This window comes from Plantactinospora veratri, assembly GCF_036421995.1.
GTDB lineage: Bacteria > Actinomycetota > Actinomycetes > Mycobacteriales > Micromonosporaceae > Plantactinospora > Plantactinospora veratri.
Genome location: NZ_JAZGQL010000005.1, coordinates 447,956 through 465,529, shown reverse-complemented (window position 1 = coordinate 465,529; position 17,574 = coordinate 447,956). Strand labels below are relative to the sequence as shown.

Annotated in this window: 19 protein-coding genes and 2 pseudogenes; 15 read left to right on the top strand and 6 right to left on the bottom strand. The window is 72.5% G+C overall.

The annotated features are described in order from the left end of the window. Nucleotides 1-207 precede the first annotated feature (207 nt). On the top strand, nt 208-1,302 hold the full coding sequence (locus V1634_RS08320) for a D-alanine--D-alanine ligase family protein (protein WP_331207154.1): 1,095 nt from the start codon (nt 208-210) through the stop codon (nt 1,300-1,302). Nucleotides 1,303-1,351: 49 nt separating this feature from the next. Here the strand turns inward: V1634_RS08320 and V1634_RS08315 are convergent, their stop codons facing one another. Next, nucleotides 1,352-1,990, bottom strand: coding sequence for a DUF3515 family protein (locus V1634_RS08315; RefSeq protein ID WP_331207153.1), 639 nt, complete (start codon nt 1,988-1,990; stop codon nt 1,352-1,354). Then, nucleotides 1,991-2,224: an Lrp/AsnC ligand binding domain-containing protein gene (locus V1634_RS08310; RefSeq protein ID WP_101370271.1), complete on the bottom strand. Its 234-nt coding sequence runs from the start codon at nt 2,222-2,224 to the stop codon at nt 1,991-1,993. A 215-nt stretch (nt 2,225-2,439) separates the two neighbouring features. Here V1634_RS08310 and V1634_RS08305 point away from each other — a divergent pair, with 215 nt between their 5' ends. Both V1634_RS08305 and V1634_RS08300 read left to right on the top strand, forming a co-directional pair. Then, complete coding sequence (locus V1634_RS08305; protein ID WP_331207152.1) at nt 2,440-3,378, top strand: thiamine-phosphate kinase; 939 nt, start codon at nt 2,440-2,442, stop codon at nt 3,376-3,378. 153 nt (nt 3,379-3,531) lie between these two features. After that, nucleotides 3,532-3,945, top strand: a complete 414-nt coding sequence (locus tag V1634_RS08300) for a GNAT family N-acetyltransferase (protein WP_331207360.1) — start codon at nt 3,532-3,534, stop codon at nt 3,943-3,945. Between the two features lie 154 nt (nt 3,946-4,099). Here the strand turns inward: V1634_RS08300 and rpmB are convergent, their stop codons facing one another. Continuing rightward, a complete protein-coding gene (rpmB, locus tag V1634_RS08295) occupies nt 4,100-4,291 on the bottom strand; it encodes a 50S ribosomal protein L28 (protein ID WP_101370273.1) in 192 nt (63 codons plus the stop codon). A gap of 230 nt (nt 4,292-4,521) precedes the next feature. Between rpmB and V1634_RS08290 the strand changes: the two genes are divergently transcribed. Both V1634_RS08290 and recG read left to right on the top strand, forming a co-directional pair. Continuing rightward, entirely contained in the window at nt 4,522-6,156 is a 1,635-nt protein-coding gene (locus tag V1634_RS08290; protein ID WP_331207151.1) for a DAK2 domain-containing protein, read from the top strand. An 86-nt stretch (nt 6,157-6,242) separates the two neighbouring features. After that, nucleotides 6,243-8,486, top strand: a complete 2,244-nt coding sequence (gene recG / locus V1634_RS08285; RefSeq protein ID WP_331207150.1) for an ATP-dependent DNA helicase RecG — start codon at nt 6,243-6,245, stop codon at nt 8,484-8,486. Between the two features lie 120 nt (nt 8,487-8,606). Here the strand turns inward: recG and V1634_RS08280 are convergent, their stop codons facing one another. Both V1634_RS08280 and V1634_RS08275 read right to left on the bottom strand, forming a co-directional pair. Further along, on the bottom strand, nt 8,607-8,798 hold the full coding sequence (locus V1634_RS08280; protein ID WP_331207149.1) for a DUF397 domain-containing protein: 192 nt from the start codon (nt 8,796-8,798) through the stop codon (nt 8,607-8,609). Next, a pseudogene (locus V1634_RS08275) lies at nt 8,789-9,555 on the bottom strand (DUF5753 domain-containing protein). The gene V1634_RS08280 and the pseudogene V1634_RS08275 overlap by 10 nt, the downstream one beginning before the upstream one ends. A gap of 529 nt (nt 9,556-10,084) precedes the next feature. Here V1634_RS08275 and V1634_RS08270 point away from each other — a divergent pair. Continuing rightward, nucleotides 10,085-10,360, top strand: coding sequence for a flavin reductase (locus V1634_RS08270; protein WP_331207148.1), 276 nt, complete (start codon nt 10,085-10,087; stop codon nt 10,358-10,360). Nucleotides 10,361-10,474: 114 nt separating this feature from the next. Here the strand turns inward: V1634_RS08270 and V1634_RS08265 are convergent, their stop codons facing one another. After that, a complete protein-coding gene (locus tag V1634_RS08265) occupies nt 10,475-11,416 on the bottom strand; it encodes a cell wall anchor protein (protein WP_331207147.1) in 942 nt (313 codons plus the stop codon). 374 nt (nt 11,417-11,790) lie between these two features. On the opposite strand from V1634_RS08265, the pseudogene rsmD reads away from it, so the two are divergent. The 9 genes and pseudogenes from rsmD to mutM form a co-directional block, all read left to right on the top strand. Continuing rightward, nucleotides 11,791-12,375, top strand: a pseudogene (rsmD, locus tag V1634_RS08260) (16S rRNA (guanine(966)-N(2))-methyltransferase RsmD); the annotation flags it as partial. Next, nucleotides 12,372-12,857, top strand: a complete 486-nt coding sequence (gene coaD / locus V1634_RS08255) for a pantetheine-phosphate adenylyltransferase (RefSeq protein ID WP_331207146.1) — start codon at nt 12,372-12,374, stop codon at nt 12,855-12,857. The pseudogene rsmD and the gene coaD, both read left to right, overlap by 4 nt. A gap of 231 nt (nt 12,858-13,088) precedes the next feature. Then, on the top strand, nt 13,089-13,586 hold the full coding sequence (locus tag V1634_RS08250) for an ATP synthase subunit B family protein (protein ID WP_107258419.1): 498 nt from the start codon (nt 13,089-13,091) through the stop codon (nt 13,584-13,586). A gap of 128 nt (nt 13,587-13,714) precedes the next feature. Next, nucleotides 13,715-14,278, top strand: a complete 564-nt coding sequence (locus tag V1634_RS08245; RefSeq protein WP_331207145.1) for a YceD family protein — start codon at nt 13,715-13,717, stop codon at nt 14,276-14,278. A gap of 9 nt (nt 14,279-14,287) precedes the next feature. After that, on the top strand, nt 14,288-14,461 hold the full coding sequence (rpmF, locus tag V1634_RS08240; RefSeq protein WP_089254967.1) for a 50S ribosomal protein L32: 174 nt from the start codon (nt 14,288-14,290) through the stop codon (nt 14,459-14,461). A 117-nt stretch (nt 14,462-14,578) separates the two neighbouring features. Next, nucleotides 14,579-15,556, top strand: coding sequence for a phosphate acyltransferase PlsX (locus tag V1634_RS08235; RefSeq protein WP_331207144.1), 978 nt, complete (start codon nt 14,579-14,581; stop codon nt 15,554-15,556). Further along, entirely contained in the window at nt 15,553-15,729 is a 177-nt protein-coding gene (locus tag V1634_RS08230; protein WP_331207143.1) for a hypothetical protein, read from the top strand. The genes V1634_RS08235 and V1634_RS08230 overlap by 4 nt, the downstream gene beginning before the upstream one ends. After that, entirely contained in the window at nt 15,726-16,652 is a 927-nt protein-coding gene (rnc, locus tag V1634_RS08225) for a ribonuclease III (RefSeq protein WP_407951736.1), read from the top strand. The genes V1634_RS08230 and rnc overlap by 4 nt, the downstream gene beginning before the upstream one ends. Nucleotides 16,653-16,663: 11 nt before the next feature. After that, the gene (gene mutM / locus V1634_RS08220; RefSeq protein ID WP_331207142.1) at nt 16,664-17,527 is read left to right on the top strand and encodes a bifunctional DNA-formamidopyrimidine glycosylase/DNA-(apurinic or apyrimidinic site) lyase; all 864 of its coding nucleotides are present in this window, start codon (nt 16,664-16,666) and stop codon (nt 17,525-17,527) included. The last annotated feature ends 47 nt before the right edge of the window (nt 17,528-17,574 follow it).

The following is a 17,574-nucleotide window of genomic DNA, read 5'->3' as shown; positions in this document are numbered from 1 at the left end:
GGGCGGGCACCGTCGGTCAGGATGGAATGCTGTCACGGTTCGACCGGAGTCGAGTCGGTCCGTGGCCCCCTCGGGCGGCGACCGCGACCAGCGATGACAGCGATCAGCGGTGACGTGAGCGCCAGCGGTGACGCGAACGCCAGCGGTGACGTGAGCGACAGCGGTGACGGGAAACGACAGCGGTGACGCGAACGAAAGGTGACCGGAGTGACCACCCCAGGCAAGACCCGTGTGGCCCTCGTCTTCGGCGGCCGCAGCACGGAACACGCCATCTCCTGCGTCAGCGCCGGCAGCATCCTCGCCGCCCTCGACCCGGACGAATTCGACGTGGTCCCGGTGGGCATCACCCGGGCCGGTCAATGGGTGCTGACCGACGGTGATCCGACCCAGTTCGCCATCACCGACCGGCGACTGCCGGAGATCACCGCCGCCGCCGGATCGACCGTGGTGTTGCCGGCCGACCCGACCGGCGACGGCCTGATGGTGCTGGACCCGGCCCAGGGGCCCCAGGCACTAGCCGGGGTCGACGTGGTCTTCCCGGCGCTGCACGGCGCGTACGGCGAGGACGGCACCATCCAGGGACTGCTGGAGATGGCCGGCATCCCGTACGTCGGCGCCAACGTCTTCGCCTCGGCGGCGGCGATGGACAAGGAGTTCACCAAGAAGCTGGCGATCGCCGAGGGCATTCCGGTGGGGCCGTACGTGGTGCTGCGCAGCGGGGTCAGCCTGACCGAGGAGGACAAGGAGCGGCTCGGGCTGCCCGTCTTCGTCAAGCCGTCCCGGGCGGGTTCGTCGGTCGGGATCAGCAAGGTCTCCGACTGGGCCGACCTCGACGAAGCCGTCGCGCTGGCTCGGCAGGTCGACCCGAAGGTGCTGGTCGAGGCCGCGATCGTCGGCCGGGAGATCGAGTGCGGGGTGCTGGAGGCCGAGGCCGGTGGCGGCCCGGAGGCGTCACTGCTGGCCGAGATCCGGGTGGCCGAGCACGACTTCTACGACTTCGAGGCAAAATACCTCGACGCCAGCGACTACGACATCCCGGCCGAGCTGCCGGACCGGGTGACCCGGCAGGTGCAGGAGTACGCCTGCCGTACGTTCAGCGCGCTGGACTGCGCCGGTCTGGCCCGGGTCGACTTCTTCGTCACACCGGAACTGGACGTCTACCTCAACGAGATCAACACCATGCCGGGGTTCACCCCCACCTCGATGTTCCCGCAGATGTGGGCGGCGACCGGGCTGGAGTACCCCAAGCTGGTGAACCGGCTGATCCGGACCGCGTTGCGTCGAGGCACCGGTCTGCATTGACCAGCGTCTGTTCGCCGCCCGGCCCGGGGCGGCCGGATCGTGGCGGTGGTCAGCCCCCGGTGCAGCCGCTGGGAATCTGCGGCAGCGACGGCACGGAGGCGACCAGGGACTCCGACACCGGTGCCGCCCACTGCACCGTCTGCTCCTGCCCCGCCGGCACGCTGAGCCGGACCGGCACCTCACGGTCCACAGTGGTCAGCACCAGGCCGCCGTCGCGGTGTTCGGTGAGCCAGCAGACGTTGTTGACCATCCACAGGTCGGGTACGTCCGGAACGGCCGGGGCGGCGACGCCGCAGGCGAGGGTGATGGCCGGGTCGCCGTACGCGGCGTTCTGCTCCGGGCCGGCGGTGACCGGTCGCTGGCCGAGGCTGCGGAGGGTGGCCGGCAGCCGCGACAACAGGGCCCGGCAGACCGTCGCCGGCCGCTCGGCCAGGACCGGGGCGGCCATCTGCACCGGCGTGGTCGCCTGCGGTGCCGCCGAGGTCGGCGTCGGCGCGGGCTTCGCGACCGGATCCGGGCTGAGCTGGCCGAAGACCAGCACCGCGACGAGGGCGGTCAGCGGCAGGGCGACCACTGTCGCCCAGAGCGCCGCCTGCCGGGTGGTCCGGTCGCGTCCGGCCTCGGCCGGCCGGTCCGCCGTCCCGCTGGTCGCCGCCTCCGGCTCGCTGGGTTTGGTGCTCGGTGCCATCTACAACCGGACCACGGAGCAGGTCAGCGTGCGGGTGATGCCGGGCACCAACTGCACCTTGCTGACGATCATTTTGCCCAGCTCGTCGACGGTGTGTGCCTCGGTGAGCACGACCACGTCGTACGGGCCGGTGACGGCGTCGACGCGGACGACTCCGGGAATATCCGAGATGTGCGCGGCCACGTCACGTGCCCTTCCGACCTCAGTCTGGATGAGGATGTACGCCTGGACCACGACCCGCCTCCCGTCCGCCGCCGAGCGGCTAGACCGTGAAAATACCGTACGGAGCAGGTCGGATCCCGATCGGTGGTCGGAGGAGACACGATGAGCGATCGAATCGGCCGGCTGGGTGTGGGCGCGGCACCGGCTCCGGGGGTACCCGCAGACCGGTGGCCGCGACCGGCGACGGGCCCGGCCGGTCCGGCTGCCGAGCGTGCCCGGAGGTCGGTGTGAGCGTCGCGCGGGCCGGCGAGTTCGGCCTGATCGCCCGGGTCACCGCCCGGCTGGGCAGCGGGCACGCCACGCTGCTCGGCCCCGGCGACGACGCGGCGGTGGTGCACGCACCCGACGGCCGGGTGGTCGCCTCCACGGACGTACTCGTCGAGGGTCGGCACTTCCGCCGGGATTGGGCGAGCGCGGTGGACATCGGGCATCGGGCCGCCGCGGCGAACCTGGCCGACGTGGCGGCGATGGGCGCGGTGCCGACCGCGCTGCTCGTCGCGCTCTGCATGCCGCCCGACCTGGAGGCGCGGTGGGCGGAGGAACTCGCCGACGGTCTGGCGGCGGAGGCGGCCCGGGTCGGGGCGAGCGTGGTCGGCGGGGACATGTCGGCCAGCCCCACCCTGACCATCGCGGTGACCGCCCTCGGCGACCTGGGCGGGCAGGCCCCGGTGGTGCGCAGCGGGGCGCGGGCCGGCGACGTCGTCGCGCTCGCCGGCCGGCTCGGCTACGCCGCCGCCGGCTACACCGTGCTGTCGCGCGGATTCCGCACCCCGAAGGTACTGGTCGAGGCGTACCGGCGGCCCGAGGTGCCGTACGCGGCGGGGCCGTCGGCGGCCCGGTTCGGCGCCACGGCCATGATCGACGTCTCGGACGGGCTGCTGGCCGACCTCGGCCACGTGGCGACGGCCAGCCGGGTCGGCATCGACCTGCTCGGCGGCGCGTTCGAGGTGCCGGAGCAGATGCGGGACGCCGCGCACGCGCTCGGGGTGGATCCGCTGGCCTGGGTTCTCGGCGGTGGCGACGACCACGCGCTGGTGGCGACGTTTCCGGAGGACCTGCCGCTGCCGGGCGGTTTCCGGCTGATCGGGCACGTCGTGCACGGCGCCGGGGTGACCGTGGACGGGCGGGCCTACAAGGGATCGGGTGGCTGGGACCACTTCCGCTGACCGGCTCCGATCGCGCCGCCCGGTGCGCCGACGCCTGTGTCGGTGATCACGCCAGGGGCCGATCGGTAAGGGGCGGGCGCGGGTCGTACCCTTCACCGGGTGAGTGAGCTGGACATCCGCGTCGTTCCCTACGACTCCCCGGTCGCCCGAGAGATGATCGACGCCGCGCTGGCCGACCTGGCGCAGCGGTACGGCGGCGGGGGCGACGAGACCCCCGTGGCGGCGACCGAGTTCGAGCCGCCCGCCGGGGCGTTCCTGGTGGCGTACCTGGGCGAGGTGCCGGTCGGCTGCGCCGGTTGGCGTACCCACGGCGGCACCGGCGACGTCGCCGAACTCAAGCGGATGTACGTCTCTCCGGCGGCTCGCGGTCGCGGCGTGGCCCGCCGGGTGCTGTCGGCGGTCGAGGGCTCCGCCCGGGAGTACGGGCGGAGCCGGCTGATCCTGGAGTGCGGCGACCGGCAACCCGAGGCGATCGCCCTCTACCAGGGCAGCGGCTACCAGCGGATTCCGGACTTCGGCTACTACCGGAACGAACCGGGAGTCCTCTCGTTCGGCCGCCCGCTCTGATCGCTCGGTCACCCGCTCTGATCGTTCGGTCGCCCGCTCTGATCGTTCGGTGGCGCGCCGTGACCTCGCACGGCAGCGGCCGGTACACACAGCGACAGCCGCCGGAGCGCTGCTCCGGCGGCTGTCTGTGCTTCAGGGTCTGCCCAGGATCGGGTCAGGCGCGGGCGACCTTGCCGGCCTTGATGCACGAGGTGCAGACCTTGAGCTTGCGGGTCGTGCCGCCACCCGCCGGGGTACGCACCGACTGGATGTTGGGGTTCCAGCGACGGTTGGTCCGCCGGTGCGAGTGGGACACGTTGTGGCCGAAGCCAGGCCCCTTGCCACAGATGTCGCACACGCTAGCCACGGGATACTCCTGGGATTGATCGTCGTCAGGTTGCCGGCAGGGTGCTGCCCGGGCAACCTGGCCAGGGTACCCGATACGTCGGTCGCCGTGCGAATCGGCTCCACCGGTCCCGACCGGCCGCCGCGCGCCGCCCCGGAGGCGCCGGGAATCGCGGCCGGGCCGCTGCCCGGTGCCCGCGGCGGTGCGGCGGTGCCAGCGAGGCGTCAGGGTACGCCAGTAGGCTTCTGGCCGTGCTGGAGACCCTCGACGCCGCGGCCCTGCGCCGATGGTGTGCGGGCGGGTTGGCCGCGCTCAGGCGGCACCAGGACGAGATCAACCAGCTCAACGTCTATCCGGTTCCCGACGGCGACACCGGCACCAACCTGGTGCTCACGATGACCTCCGCCGAGCAGGCGCTGCGGATGGCGCGGGACGATCCGGGCGTTCAGGGACAGCCGGCGCACGTCCGGGTGCTGCGGCTGCTGGCCCGGGGCGCGCTGCTGGGCGCCCGGGGCAACTCGGGAGTGATCGTCTCGCAGATCCTGCGCGGTCTGGCCGACGCCCTCGCCGGCACCCCGGAGGTCCGCGGCCGGGCGCTCGCGGCAGCGCTGCGGGCGGCCAGCACGGCGGCGTACGGCGCGGTCGCCGAGCCGGTCGAGGGGACGCTGCTCACCGTCGCGGCCGCCGCCGCGACCGCCGCCGAGCGGGCCGGCACCGACGATCTCGCGGCGGTGACCCGGGCCGCCGCGACCGCCGCCGACGAGGCGCTGGCGCGTACCCCGGAGCAGTTGCCGGCGCTGGCCCGGGCCGGTGTCGTGGACGCGGGCGGACGCGGCTTCTGCGTCCTGCTGGACGCACTGGTCGAGGTGGTCACCGGTGCCGCACCGGAGCGGCCGGAGTCCGCACCGGCACCGCCGCGCCGGCCGCTGGCGGCCGCCCGGGAGACCGGCTCGACCGAGTACGCCTACGAGGTGCAGTTCCTGCTCGACGCCGACCTTCCGGCCGTACGCCGGCTGCGGGCCGAACTCGCCCGGCTGGGCGACTCGCTGGTGGTCGTCGGGGACGAGGCGGATCCCACCGGCACCTCGACCTGGAACGTGCACGTACACGTCAACGACGTCGGGGCGGCGATCGAGGCCGGCGTGGTGGCCGGCCGGCCGTACCAGATCTCGGTCACCCGGTTCGAGGACCAGCTCCCGGAGCCGGCCCCGGCGGAGCCCTCCGGGCCGGACGCACCGGAACGGGCGGCGGTGGTGGTGGCGTCCGGTCCCGGCCTGGCCGCGATCTTCGCGGCCGAGGGTGCGACCGTGGTGGACGGCAACCCGTCCGCCGGAGAGCTGCTCGCGGCGGTCCGGTCGACCGGCGCGTCCCGGGTGGTGGTGCTGCCGAACGACCCGAACGCCCAGGCGGTGGCCCGGGTGGCGGCGGAGGAGGCGCAGCAGTTCGGGATATCGGTGAGCGTGGTGCCGACCCGCTCCCCGGTGCAGGCGCTGGCCGCGCTCGCGGTCCGGGATCCGGCCCGCCGGTTCGCCGACGACGTGATCGCGATGGCCGAGGCGGCCGGCGCCTGCCGGTACGCCGAGGTCTGCCACGCCTCCCGGGAGGCGCTGACGGTGGCCGGCCGCTGCCAGCCGGGCGACGTGCTCGGGCTGGTGGACGGCGAGGTGCACCTGATCGGCGGCGAGCTGGTGCAGACCTGCGCGGCGCTGCTCGACCGGCTGCTCGGCGGCGGCGGTGAGCTGGTCACCCTGCTGCTCGGCGCCGACGCCCCGGAGGGTCTGGCCGAGGTCCTCCGGGCCCACCTGGCCCGGCGCTGGCCCTTCGTCGAGGTGCACCACTACTCCGGCGGCCAGCCGTTCTATCCCTTGCTGGTGGGAGTCGAATGACGCTGCCGGGGAAGCCGGACGAGCGTGCCGGGAGGATCGGGTGACGGCGGTGGTGGGGGCAGGATGAGAGTGCTCGTGGGGGACCGATGACAGCGAACCGACCGACCCCGGCCGGCGCGGAAGCGACCTCGGCCGACCTGGAGACGCCGCTGCGCAAGCTGGTCGGCGAGAAGACCGCGAAGGCGCTCGCCAGCCATCTCGACCTGCACACGGCCGGCGATCTGCTCTACCACTTCCCGCGCCGCTACGACGAGCGGGGCGAGCACACCGACATCCGCTCCCTGGAGGTGGGGGAGCAGGTCACCGTGCTCGGCCAGGTGCAGCGTACGGCGGTCCGGCCGATGCGCCAGCGCCGGGGAAACCTGCTGGAGGTGACCGTCGGGGACGGCTCCGGCGGAGTACTCACGCTCACCTTCTTCGGCAACCAGGCGTGGCGGGAGCGGGACCTCAAACCCGGCCGCTGGGGCATGTTCGCCGGCAAGGTCACCGAGTTCCGGGGCAAGCGCCAGCTCAACGGCCCGGAATACGTCCTGCTCGGCGACGGCAGCGGCGGCGCCGAACCCGGCACCGGCGAGGTGGGCGAGGAGATCGAGGAGTTCGCCGGTGCGCTGATCCCGGTCTACCCGGCCGCGGCGGCGGTGCCGACCTGGGTGATCGCCCGCTGCGTCCGGGTGGTGCTGGACACCGTCACCCCGCCGGAGGACCCGCTGCCGGCGACGCTGCGGGCCACCCGCAACCTGGTCGGGCTCGGCACCGCGCTGCGCGAGATCCACCGGCCGGCGAGCAAGGAGGAGCTGTACCGGGCCCGGCACCGGTTGAAGTGGGACGAGGCGTTCGCGCTGCAACTGACCCTGGTGCAGCGCAAGCACCGGGCGGCTGCCTGGCCGGCCAGGCCCCGGCCGCGCCGCGAGGGCGGGCTGCTGACCGCCTTCGACGCCCGGCTGCCGTACGAGCTGACCGCCGGGCAACGCGCGGTCGGCGAGGAGGTCGCGGCCGACCTCGGCACCGCGCATCCGATGCACCGGCTGCTCCAGGGCGAGGTCGGCTCCGGCAAGACCGTCTGCGCACTGCGCGCGATGCTCCAGGTGGTCGACGCGGGTGGCCAGGCCGCGCTGCTGGCCCCGACCGAGGTACTCGCGGCGCAGCACTACCGGGGCATGCTCGACCTGCTCGGCCCGCTCGGTCGACGTGGCGAGCTGGACGGTGACCCGGACGGCACCCGGCTGGCCCTGGTCACCGGCTCGCTCGGCGCGGCGGCCCGGCGGCGTGCCCTGGAGACCGTCGCCGCCGGGGAGGCCGGAATCGTGGTCGGCACCCACGCCCTGCTCTACGAGGGCGTCGACTTCGCCGACCTCGGGCTGGTGGTGGTGGACGAGCAGCACCGGTTCGGTGTCGAGCAGCGGGACGCGCTGCGGGCCAAGGCCGAGCAGCCGCCGCACGTGCTGGTGATGACGGCGACACCGATCCCGCGCACCGTGGCGATGACCGTCTACGGCGACCTGGAGATCTCCACCCTCTCCCAGTTGCCGCGCGGCCGGTCGCCGATCGCCTCGCACGTCGTACCGGCGGCGGAGAAGCCGGCCTATCTGGACCGGGCCTGGCGCCGGCTGCGCGAGGAGGTCGCCGCCGGCCACCAGGCGTACGTCGTCTGCCCGCGCATCGGCGACCAGGCGGCGACCGCCGAGGAGGTCGGTGCGGTCGGCGAGGACGGCCGGCGTCCCCCGCTGGCGGTGGCCGAGGTGGCCCCACTGCTCGCCGAGGGCCCGCTGCACGGGCTGCGGATCGGCGTACTGCACGGCCGGCTGCCGGCCGACGAGAAGGACACGGTGATGCGGACCTTCGCGGCCGGCGACCTGGACGTACTGGTGGCGACGACGGTGATCGAGGTCGGGGTCGACGTGCCGAACGCGACCGTGATGATCGTGCTCGACGCGGACCGGTTCGGGGTCTCCCAACTGCACCAGTTGCGGGGGCGGGTGGGCCGGGGTTCGGCGGCCGGGCTCTGCCTGCTGGTCACCGAGGCCGTCGAGGAGTCGCCGGCCCGGGAGCGGCTGGACGCGGTCGCCTCCACCACCGACGGGTTCCGGCTGGCCGAACTCGACCTGGAACAGCGGCGGGAGGGGGACGTGCTCGGGGCGACCCAGTCGGGCCGGCGCTCGCACCTGCGGCTGCTCTCGCTGCTGCGGGACGCCGAACTGATCCGGGACGCCCGGGTCGAGGCGATCGCCCTGGTCGAGGAGGATCCGGAGCTGGACCGGCATCCGGCGTTGGCTGCCTCGGTCGCCGCCCTGGTCGACGAGGAACGCGCCGAGTACCTGGAGAAGGGCTGACGGTCAGCCGCTCGCGATCCGTCTGGGGGACCGATGCCGGCCGACGCGTACGGCGAGACGCACCCCGCCGCGCCGTGTGGTCGGTGTCGCTAGATCCCTGTTGCCCTCTCGGTGGTGACCCTACGGCCGCCGAGCCAGCTCGCTGACAAAGGCGCGCCAGGCGGTCGGTCCAAAGGTGAGGGTGCCGCCGTCACGGTCCTTGGTGTCGCGGACCAGGACGACGCCGGGCAGGTTGTCGGCGACTTCGACGCAGGAACCGCCGTTGTTGCCGCTGCGCGTGCTCTTCCGCCACTGAGCCCCGGTCACGTCCATGACTGTGCCACTTCCCTAAGGAGGTCCAGGGACTGCTCCTCCGAGAGGGCCTTCCCCCGGATGCGTTCCCATCGTCGGGCAAGCGTAGCAATGTCGGCGGTCCCGTCCACGATCTGCGCACGGACCTGACTGTCGACGTGCGCCGCGCGCAGGCCGTCGGGAAGGTCCGCGAGGATGAACGGCCCGCCGAGCCGGGATACCTGCCGACGCCGGCCGGCACGATGTGCACCTGGACGGCGGGGAGATCTGCGCAGGCGATAATCCGTTCCACCTGCTCGCGCATCAAGGCTTTGTTGCCGTTCACGTGCCGGTGCAGGACCGATTCGTCCATCACCGCGACGAAGAGCGGTGGCCGGTCGCGCTGGAGGATTGCCTGCCGGCCGATCCGGGAGGAGACGAGCCGATCGGTCTCGTCGGCGGTCAGTGACTCGCCCGCCAGGGTCGCCCGCGCGTACGCCTCGGTCTGGAGTAGGCCGGGAACCCACGCCAGTTCGTACCACCGCAGTGCGGTCGCCTCGCGCTCCCATTCGATCCAGCCGCGCAACCATACGGGTTCCCGCCTCTTCAAGACGTCCGGCCAAAGGTCCATTACGTCCCGGCCGACCAGTTCGGCGAACTTGGACCGGTGCCGGGTCTGCGGTATCCGTCCGTGCGTCACCCATCGCGCTGCCGTCTTCGGGTCTACACCGATTTTTCCTGCTGACGATTCAGCGGTTTGGCCGCTCTCGACCATCGCTCGCTGGAACTCGCGGTTCATACCGCCTCCAAAGCGGACGTGCCAAAGGTCAGAAGTACGAATCGAAGCGCGGTGTGATTATCCAGTGACAGCGCGCACGCTCACAAGCAGGCGCTCCCGCCCCGATCACCACAGTTCGGGGAGGACGGCAGAGGCCGCTCACGAGCGTCGTTCGACGACGACGAGTCACCACGTCGCCCATTCCACTCAAGGGAGGCAACATGATCTTTTCCCGTAGGCCGCGCGCCACCCACCGCAGGGATTGGCGGCGACTTTGGCGGTACTGCCGTCGCGGCTATCGCTGGCGCTGTCCCGACTCCACAGTGCTGGTCCCGATGCCGTACGCACCGACGGTCCCGCCGCTTACCACTGCGCAGTATCGGGTTGCCGCTCGTGCTCAGGCTGCTGTCGCGGTGTCCCCGGCTGGTCCGCACCCGTCGAGTCGTCCCCGGGTTCGGGACAGTCGCCAGTGGCTTCCGAGATCGCTGCCCGGCAGGAAACAGGTTGGCGGGTTGGGTAGGCCGGATTCAGTCCAGGAGCGCCGTGCCGGGTGCCCCGAGCGCGTCGTTCGGGGATAGCGGTGATCGGCCCGGAGGAACGCTGGCGCGTGCACACCCCCGTACGCCGCTCCTACCGCTGCCGAGCCTGCGGCTGCAACTGGCCCTGTCAGCCAGCCCGGTTGGCGCTGCTGACCTCGTTCCGAGGTGACCGGCTGGGGTTGATGGTCTATCTCGGCGCCCACCTGGCCCGCGCCATGCAGGAGCTTCCCGACGTGCATCCGGCGCTGCTGGCAGGTCAGCTCCTGTACTGGGTACCTCGACGTTGACGGCCCCATCCGGCAACCCCTGTCCGAGTACCCGGAAAGACGCTGAGGGCGCGCCGACCGTTTCCGGTCGACGCGCCCTCAGGCGGTTGGTTCAGTTGGTGCGGTCGCTACCGATCAGGCGGTGAAGGTCACCCGACGGCGGCGGGCCACGATGTAGAGCACCACACCGGCGGCGAGCAGCAGCACCGCGCCACCCGCGATGCCACCGGCAGCGGCACCGGTCAGCGGCAGCTCGCCACCACCGCCGCCACCGCAGTCCTCGGGCTGCTCGTAGACGATCGGCTCGCCCTCAAGGCCCTCACCACTGGGGGTGACGGTCAGGCCCTCTTCGGCCGGGAACTTCACGCTGCCGGTCTCGCCAGGGGCCACGGTCAGGGTCTTGGCCTCGCCCTTGTTGGGGGTGAGGACGACGCTGATCTCCGCGTCGGTGGTGTTCTCGAGCGTGATGATCAGCTCGTCACAGGTGGACTCGTAGGTGCCCACCGGCTCGACCGGCTCCGGGGTGACCGTCGGGGTCGGCTCCGGGGTGGGGGTGGTCGACGGGGTCGGCTCCGGGGTCGGCGTCGCGGACGGCGTCGGCTCCGGGGTCGGGGTGGCCGGCGGAGTCGTCGGCGGGGTGGTCGGCGGCGTGGTGGGCGGGGTCTTGCACTTGCCCATGTCCTGGGCGTCGACCTTGCGGTGCTCCTTGAGAACGCGGTCGGGGCGCTTCCACTTGGCCTCGACGAGCAGGCTCTTGTCGAGCTTTCCGTTCGACCGGGTACGGGTCTCGGTGCCGGTGAGTGGTGCGCCACCCTTCGGGTTCATCTCGGCGCCGACCTTGATGTCACCGACCGGGCCGGGCTCAACCCGGATGACCTCACCCTTGATGTTCTCGCTGTTGCCGACCGTCCACTGGAACTCGTAGTTGTTGCTCCCCTCGACCTTGCAGTACTTGCCGTAGATCTCGGGGTGGTGGGCGCTGGCCGGTGCCGCAATCGCGACTGCCGCGCCGAGGCCGAGGAAGGCGGCCCCGAGGACGGCAGCCGATCGCCGGAGCGACAGCTTAGGACGGATCACGCGTACTCCTGAGAGATGAGGGCGTCATGGTACGACGCGGGTGGGAGGCGAGCGGGGGCGCCATGGGGTGGCGCTCGACCTGCGAGAACCGCCTCCCCGACGTCGTAGGCACCGGCAAGACGCAGCCGGCACAGCGCACGACCTTAGCGATTGGCGTGGTACAGAAACAGCCTTCAGGGTCCTCTAACGATGATGTTGTCAATTCGAGATTATTGATCCACGGGCGGTAGTGAACCTATTTCACTCGGTGTGCGCGCCGTGCCTGTTTGTCCGTTGCCGTTCATCAGGAAGGGTGTTGTCACCGCCCGAACCGGCACGACCGGCCGGTCGCGTAGCGTCGCTGTCATGCACGAGAGGTCCATGCCGGAGGCGTCGGGATGACCCGGATCGTGGCCGGCGTACTCGGCGGGCGCCGCATCTCCGCCCCGCCCGGCGGGCGGACCCGGCCGACCAGCGACCGGGTCCGGGAGGCGTTGTTCAGCGCCATCGAGGCGACCACCGAGCTGGCCGGCGCGCGCTTCGCCGACCTCTACGCCGGGTCGGGCGCGGTGGGCCTGGAGGCGCTCTCCCGGGGCGCCGCCCAGGTGCTGCTGGTCGAGTCCGATCCCCGGGCCGCCCGGACCATCCGGGAGAACCTGGCCGCGCTGCGCCCGACCCCGGCGAGCCCGGTGGCCGGCGCCGCCCGGCTGGTGACCGGCAAGGTCGCCCAGGTGCTCGGTACCCCGCCCGAGGGCGGCCCCTACGACGTCGTCTTCGCCGACCCGCCCTACGCCGTACCCGACGCGGAGCTGGCGGTGGTGCAGACCGCGCTGCGCGACCAGGGTTGGCTGGCCCCGGACGCCCTGCTGGTGATCGAACGGTCCAGCCGGACCGGCGAGGTCGACTGGGTGCAGGGAATCACTGCGCAGCGCAGCCGCCGTTACGGCGAGACCACTCTTTGGTACGGTCGCCGATCGTGAGACGTGCGGTCTGTCCCGGCTCCTTCGACCCGGTCACCAACGGTCACCTCGACATCATCGGCCGGGCCAGCCGGCTCTTCGACGAGGTGATCGTCGGCGTGCTGATCAACGAGTCCAAGCGGGGGCTGTTCACCGTCGAAGAGCGGATCGAGATGCTCCGCGAGGTGACCGGCTCCTACGGCAACGTCCGGGTGGCGTCGTTCCAGGGGCTGCTGGTCGACTTCTGCCGGGCCCAGCAGGCCGGCGTCGTGGTGCGCGGACTGCGTGCGGTCAGCGACTTCGACTACGAGTTGCAGATGGCCCAGATGAACATCGGGCTGGCCGGCGTCGAGACCCTCTTCATGCCCACCAGCCCGCTGTACTCGTTCCTGTCGTCGAGCCTGGTCAAGGACGTGGCCAAGTGGGGCGGCGACGTCTCGCCGCACGTACCGGACGTGGTCCGCGAGCGGCTGCGGGAGCGGCTGGTCCGCCCCGGCTCCTGACCGACCGGCGTCACAGCGGCCGCGCCCGCCCGGGTGCCGGCCGACAGCGGCCCCGCCGGTGGAAAACCGGCGACGACCGCGCTCCGGCCCAGCTCCGCAGGCCTGCGACGCGCCGGTCCCGGGTCGATCGCCGATCGGGTACGGAGCGCACCGCATCATTGGTTGAGCAGTAATCCGGTCCGACGCCCCATCATGTATGTCGACCGAAGTAACGACGGGAGTGAGGTACCGGTGGACCCGCTCGATCGCATAGACGAGATCATCGGCATGGTGGAGACGGCGCGATCCGTCCCGATGTCCCGCAACAACGCCATGGTCGACCGCGCCGAGATGATCGGCGCCCTTGAGGAACTGCGTGTCGAGCTGCCTGTCGAACTGCGCCGGGCGGCGGCGCTGCTGGAAGAGCGCGACAAGATCATGGACGCCGGCAAGCGTGAGGCGGACCGGATCATCAGCGAGGGCGAGGCGGAGCACGCCCGGCTGGTCTCGGTCAACGAGATCACCGTCTCCGCCGAGCACGAGGGCGCCCGGATCATCGCCGAGGCCAGGGCCGAGGCACAGCGGCTGCGCGAGGAGGTCGACGACTACGTCGACACCGCGCTGGCCAACTTCGAGCAGTTCCTGACCCGGGCACTCGCCTCGATCGAGCGCGGGCGGGACAAGATGCACGCGCTGCGCGAGATCGGCACGTTCGTGGGGGAGGAGAACGAGCGCCCCCTGCCGTTCTGAGCGTACTGTCCGGATCGTCGGGGCGGGCTGCCGTGCCCTCGCGGGCCGGCCGGCTCGCCCCGGTTCGACGCTAAGCCCCCTGCTCAGGTAACCTGTTTCGTCGGCCCCGCACAGGCCGGAGTCTGATTATGCCCAAACATCTGCCGACCCATCTCAACCCCAGGTCGCCGCTGGTCCTCGACACGAGGGAACTGCCGCGCCGACCTGGAGTGTTGCGTGCGGTCAGTCGGACGGTGGCGGCACCGGCGGACCTCGGCGTGGAGCTGATCGGCGTGCCGGAGGGCGCGGACCTGAGCCTCGATCTGAGGCTCGAGTCGGTGTCCGAGGGCGTGCTCGTCTCGGGGACCGTCACCGGTCCGATCAAGGGCGAGTGCGGCCGTTGCCTGCGCCCGATCACGGACTCGCTGGTCGTCACGATCCAGGAGCTGTACGCCTACGCGCACAGCACCACGGACGAGACGACCGACGAGGACGAGGTCGGCCGGATGCAGGGCGACCTGATCGACCTGGAACCGGCACTGCGGGACGCGGTGGTGCTCGCACTGCCGACCAACCCGGTGTGCCGGGAGGACTGCCCAGGACTGTGCCCCGAGTGCGGGGTGCAGTGGGACGAGCTGCCGGCTGAGCACAGCCACCAGCAGGTCGACCCGCGCTGGGCGGGCCTGTCGCAACTGACCCGTCAAGAGGAGTAGGAAAGAACCGTGGCCGTCCCCAAGCGCAAGATGTCGCGCAGCAACACCCGGTCCCGCCGGGCGCAGTGGAAGACCACGGCGGTCGCGACCGTGGCCTGCCCGCAGTGCAAGTCGCCGAAGCTGCCGCACGCGGCCTGCAGCGTCTGCGGCACCTACAACGGCCGCCAGGTCATCGAGGTCTGACCTCCTGGACACCGAGTGACGCCACCGACCTCCGGTCGGACGGCGCACCCGCCCTGGCGACTGCCCGGTGCACCGGCTCCCGCCGACGCCGACCGAAAATGGACGGCCGGCGTTCCCGTGGAGCCGGGCACCGTGCGGATCGCCGTCGACCTCCTCGGCGGGGACGAAGCTCCCGCCGTCGTGGTTGACGGCGCTCTGCGGGCGTTCCGCGCTGATCCGGACCTGTGTCTCCTGCTCGTCGGCCCCGTGGAGGTGGCCGACGAGCTGATCGCCGTGCTCGGCCCGGCCGACCGGGACCGGGTCGCCGTCCGCCCGGTCCGCGACGCTGTCGCGGTGAACGAGGACGTCACCGCGATCGTCCGCTCGGACAACACCATCAAGGCCGCCGTGGCGGCCGTGGTCGAGGGTGCGGCCGACGCCGTCGTCTCGGCCGGTGCGACCGGTGCGACCGTCACCGCCGCCGTGCTCGGCTTCGGCCGCTGGCCCGGCGTGCGCCGGCCGGCGCTGGTCGCCACCCTGCCCGCCCTGGACGGGCCGGTGGTGCTGCTCGACGTCGGCGGCTCCCTGGAGGCCCGGGCGGCCACCCTGGCCCGGCACGCCGTACTCGGCGCGGCCTACGCGGCGGTCACCCACGGGGTAGCGGAGCCCCGGGTGGGACTGCTCTCGATCGGTACCGAGCCGGGCAAGGGCGACCGGATCCGCCGGGCGGCCGACCCGGCCCTGGCCGAGCAGGACCTGCCGGCCGGCGCCCGCTACGTCGGGCTGGTCGAGGGGTACGACGTGGCGCTCGGCAACCGCGCCGACGTCGTCGTCACCGACGGGTTCACCGGAAACATCCTGCTCAAGGGCATCGAAGGCGCGTACGCGATGGCCGGCGGCCCGCCCGCCAACGGTGGACCGCCCCGGGCGGCCACCCTGCTCGGGGTCACCGGCGCCGTGGTGGTCTGCCACGGCGCCGCCCGGGACGACGACATCGCCTCGGGCATCGCGCTCGCCGCCCACCTGCACCGCCGCCGGACCATCCCGGCGGTCTCCGCGCTGCTGGCCGAGTCCACCGCGACCGGTCGGGTCACCGACACCGAGGTGACGGCATGAGCGCACACCTCAGCCAGCGCGCATCCATCAGCCAGCGCACCGCCGGGCCCCGGCACGTCGACCGGCGGGGCGGGGGAGACGGCGTGGGCGAGCAGAACGAGCGCAACGAGCGAATCAGCCAGCCCAGCCGCCCGGGTCGTGGCGGCGGCGGGCGAACCGAGGAGACGGCATGACCAAGGACAAGCGGCGGCGGCCACCGATCACGCATCTGGAGGCGGCGTTCGGGGTGGCCCTGGACCCGGAGCTGCTGGAGCGGGCCCTCACCCACCGGTCGTTCGCCTACGAGAACGGTGGCCTGCCGACCAACGAGCGGCTGGAGTTCCTCGGCGACTCGGTGCTCGGCGTGGTCATCACCACGGCGCTGTTCCACAACCATCCGGACCTGCCCGAGGGGCAGTTGGCGAAGCTGCGGGCCAGCGTGGTCAACATGCGGGCGCTGGCCGACGTCGCCCGGCGGCTCGGTCCGGGCGGTCTGGGGCCGTACCTGCTGCTGGGCAAGGGCGAGGAGAGCACCGGGGGGCGGGACAAGGCGAGCATCCTCGCCGACACCCTGGAGGCGCTGCTCGGCGCGATCTACCTCCAGTACGGCCTGGACACGGTCGCCATCGTCATCCACCGGCTCTTCGACCCGCTGATGGCGGAGTCGGCCGGCCGGGGCGCCGCGCTGGACTGGAAGACCAGCCTCCAGGAGCTGACCGCCGCGCTCGGGCTGGGCGTTCCGGAATACCGGATCGACGAGGCCGGGCCCGATCACGCCAAGACCTTCACCGCCTGGGTCGTGGTGGCCGGCCGCAAGTACGGCGGGGCCGACGGCCGCAGCAAGAAGGAGGCCGAGCAGCGGGCCGCCGAGGCCGCCTGGCGGACCCTCTCCGAGCAGCAGGACGAACCCTCGGCTCCCACCGCTCCCGCGATCTCCACGGTCGATCCGGTCTCCGACGGGGCCGGGCCGGTCTCCGACCTGGTCGGGCCGACCTCCGACGGGGCCGGGCCGGTCGACCGGGCCGACGCCAATCGGTCGGTCGTCGCGGCCTCCGGCGGGCCGGCCGACACCGACCGAGGCAACCCGGGTACGGCCGGCGACGCCGTCCCGAACTGAAGGGGTGGTACATGCCTGAGCTGCCCGAGGTGGAGACGGTCCGGGAGGGGCTGTCCCGCTGGGTGACCGGTCGGCGGATCGCGGCCGTCGAGGTACGCCATCCGCGCGCCGTACGCCGGCACCTGCCCGGCGCCGAGCACTTCGCCGCGGTACTCGCCGGACGGACGATCCTGGACGCTCGTCGTCGCGGCAAATACCTGTGGCTGCCGCTGGACAGCGGTGACGCGGTGGTGGGACACCTCGGGATGTCCGGGCAACTGCTGGTCCGGCCCACCGAGGCGGCCGACGAGATCCACCTGCGGATCCGGTTCACCTTCGACGACGGCGGCACCGACCTGCGCTTCGTCGACCAGCGCACCTTCGGCGGGCTGGCGGTCTCGGAGGGTGGTGCGACCCTGCCGGCCGAGATCGCGCACATCGCCCGGGACCCGATGGATCCGGAGTTCTCCGACACCGACTTCGTGGCCGCGCTGCGGCGACGGCGTACCGAGGTGAAGCGGGCGCTGCTCGACCAGACCCTGATCTCCGGTGTCGGCAACATCTACGCCGACGAGGCGCTGTGGCGAGCCGGCCTGCACGGCGCCCGGCCGACGGAGACGCTCACCGGACCGGCGGTCACCCGGCTGCTCGGCCACGTCCGGGACGTGCTCGGCGAGGCGATCAAAGAGGGCGGCACCAGCTTCGACGCGCTCTACGTCAACGTCAACGGCGAGAGTGGCTACTTCGACCGCGAACTGAACGTGTACGGCCGGGAGGGCCTGCCCTGCCGTCGCTGTGGCACGCCGATCCGCCGCGAGGCGTTCATGAACCGGTCGTCGTTCAGTTGCCCCCGCTGCCAGACCCGGCCCCGGACGGCGGCGCGGCCGGCCCGCTGAGACCCGGCCGGTCTGGTGCCGGGCCCGGTGCCACAGCCGGGCCGGCT

Excerpts from the sequence above, each read along its gene's own strand:
- rnc (WP_407951736.1), top strand. The coding sequence starts at position 15,726 with ATGACCAAGGACAAGCGGCGGCGGCCACCGATCACGCATCTGGAGGCG.
- V1634_RS08245 (WP_331207145.1), top strand. The coding sequence starts at position 13,715 with ATGCCCAAACATCTGCCGACCCATCTCAACCCCAGGTCGCCGCTGGTC.
- recG (WP_331207150.1), top strand. The coding sequence starts at position 6,243 with ATGACAGCGAACCGACCGACCCCGGCCGGCGCGGAAGCGACCTCGGCC.
- V1634_RS08230 (WP_331207143.1), top strand. The coding sequence starts at position 15,553 with ATGAGCGCACACCTCAGCCAGCGCGCATCCATCAGCCAGCGCACCGCC.
- V1634_RS08300 (WP_331207360.1), top strand. The coding sequence starts at position 3,532 with ATGATCGACGCCGCGCTGGCCGACCTGGCGCAGCGGTACGGCGGCGGG.
- V1634_RS08315 (WP_331207153.1), bottom strand. The coding sequence starts at position 1,990 with ATGGCACCGAGCACCAAACCCAGCGAGCCGGAGGCGGCGACCAGCGGG.
- mutM (WP_331207142.1), top strand. The coding sequence starts at position 16,664 with ATGCCTGAGCTGCCCGAGGTGGAGACGGTCCGGGAGGGGCTGTCCCGC.
- V1634_RS08280 (WP_331207149.1), bottom strand. The coding sequence starts at position 8,798 with ATGGACGTGACCGGGGCTCAGTGGCGGAAGAGCACGCGCAGCGGCAAC.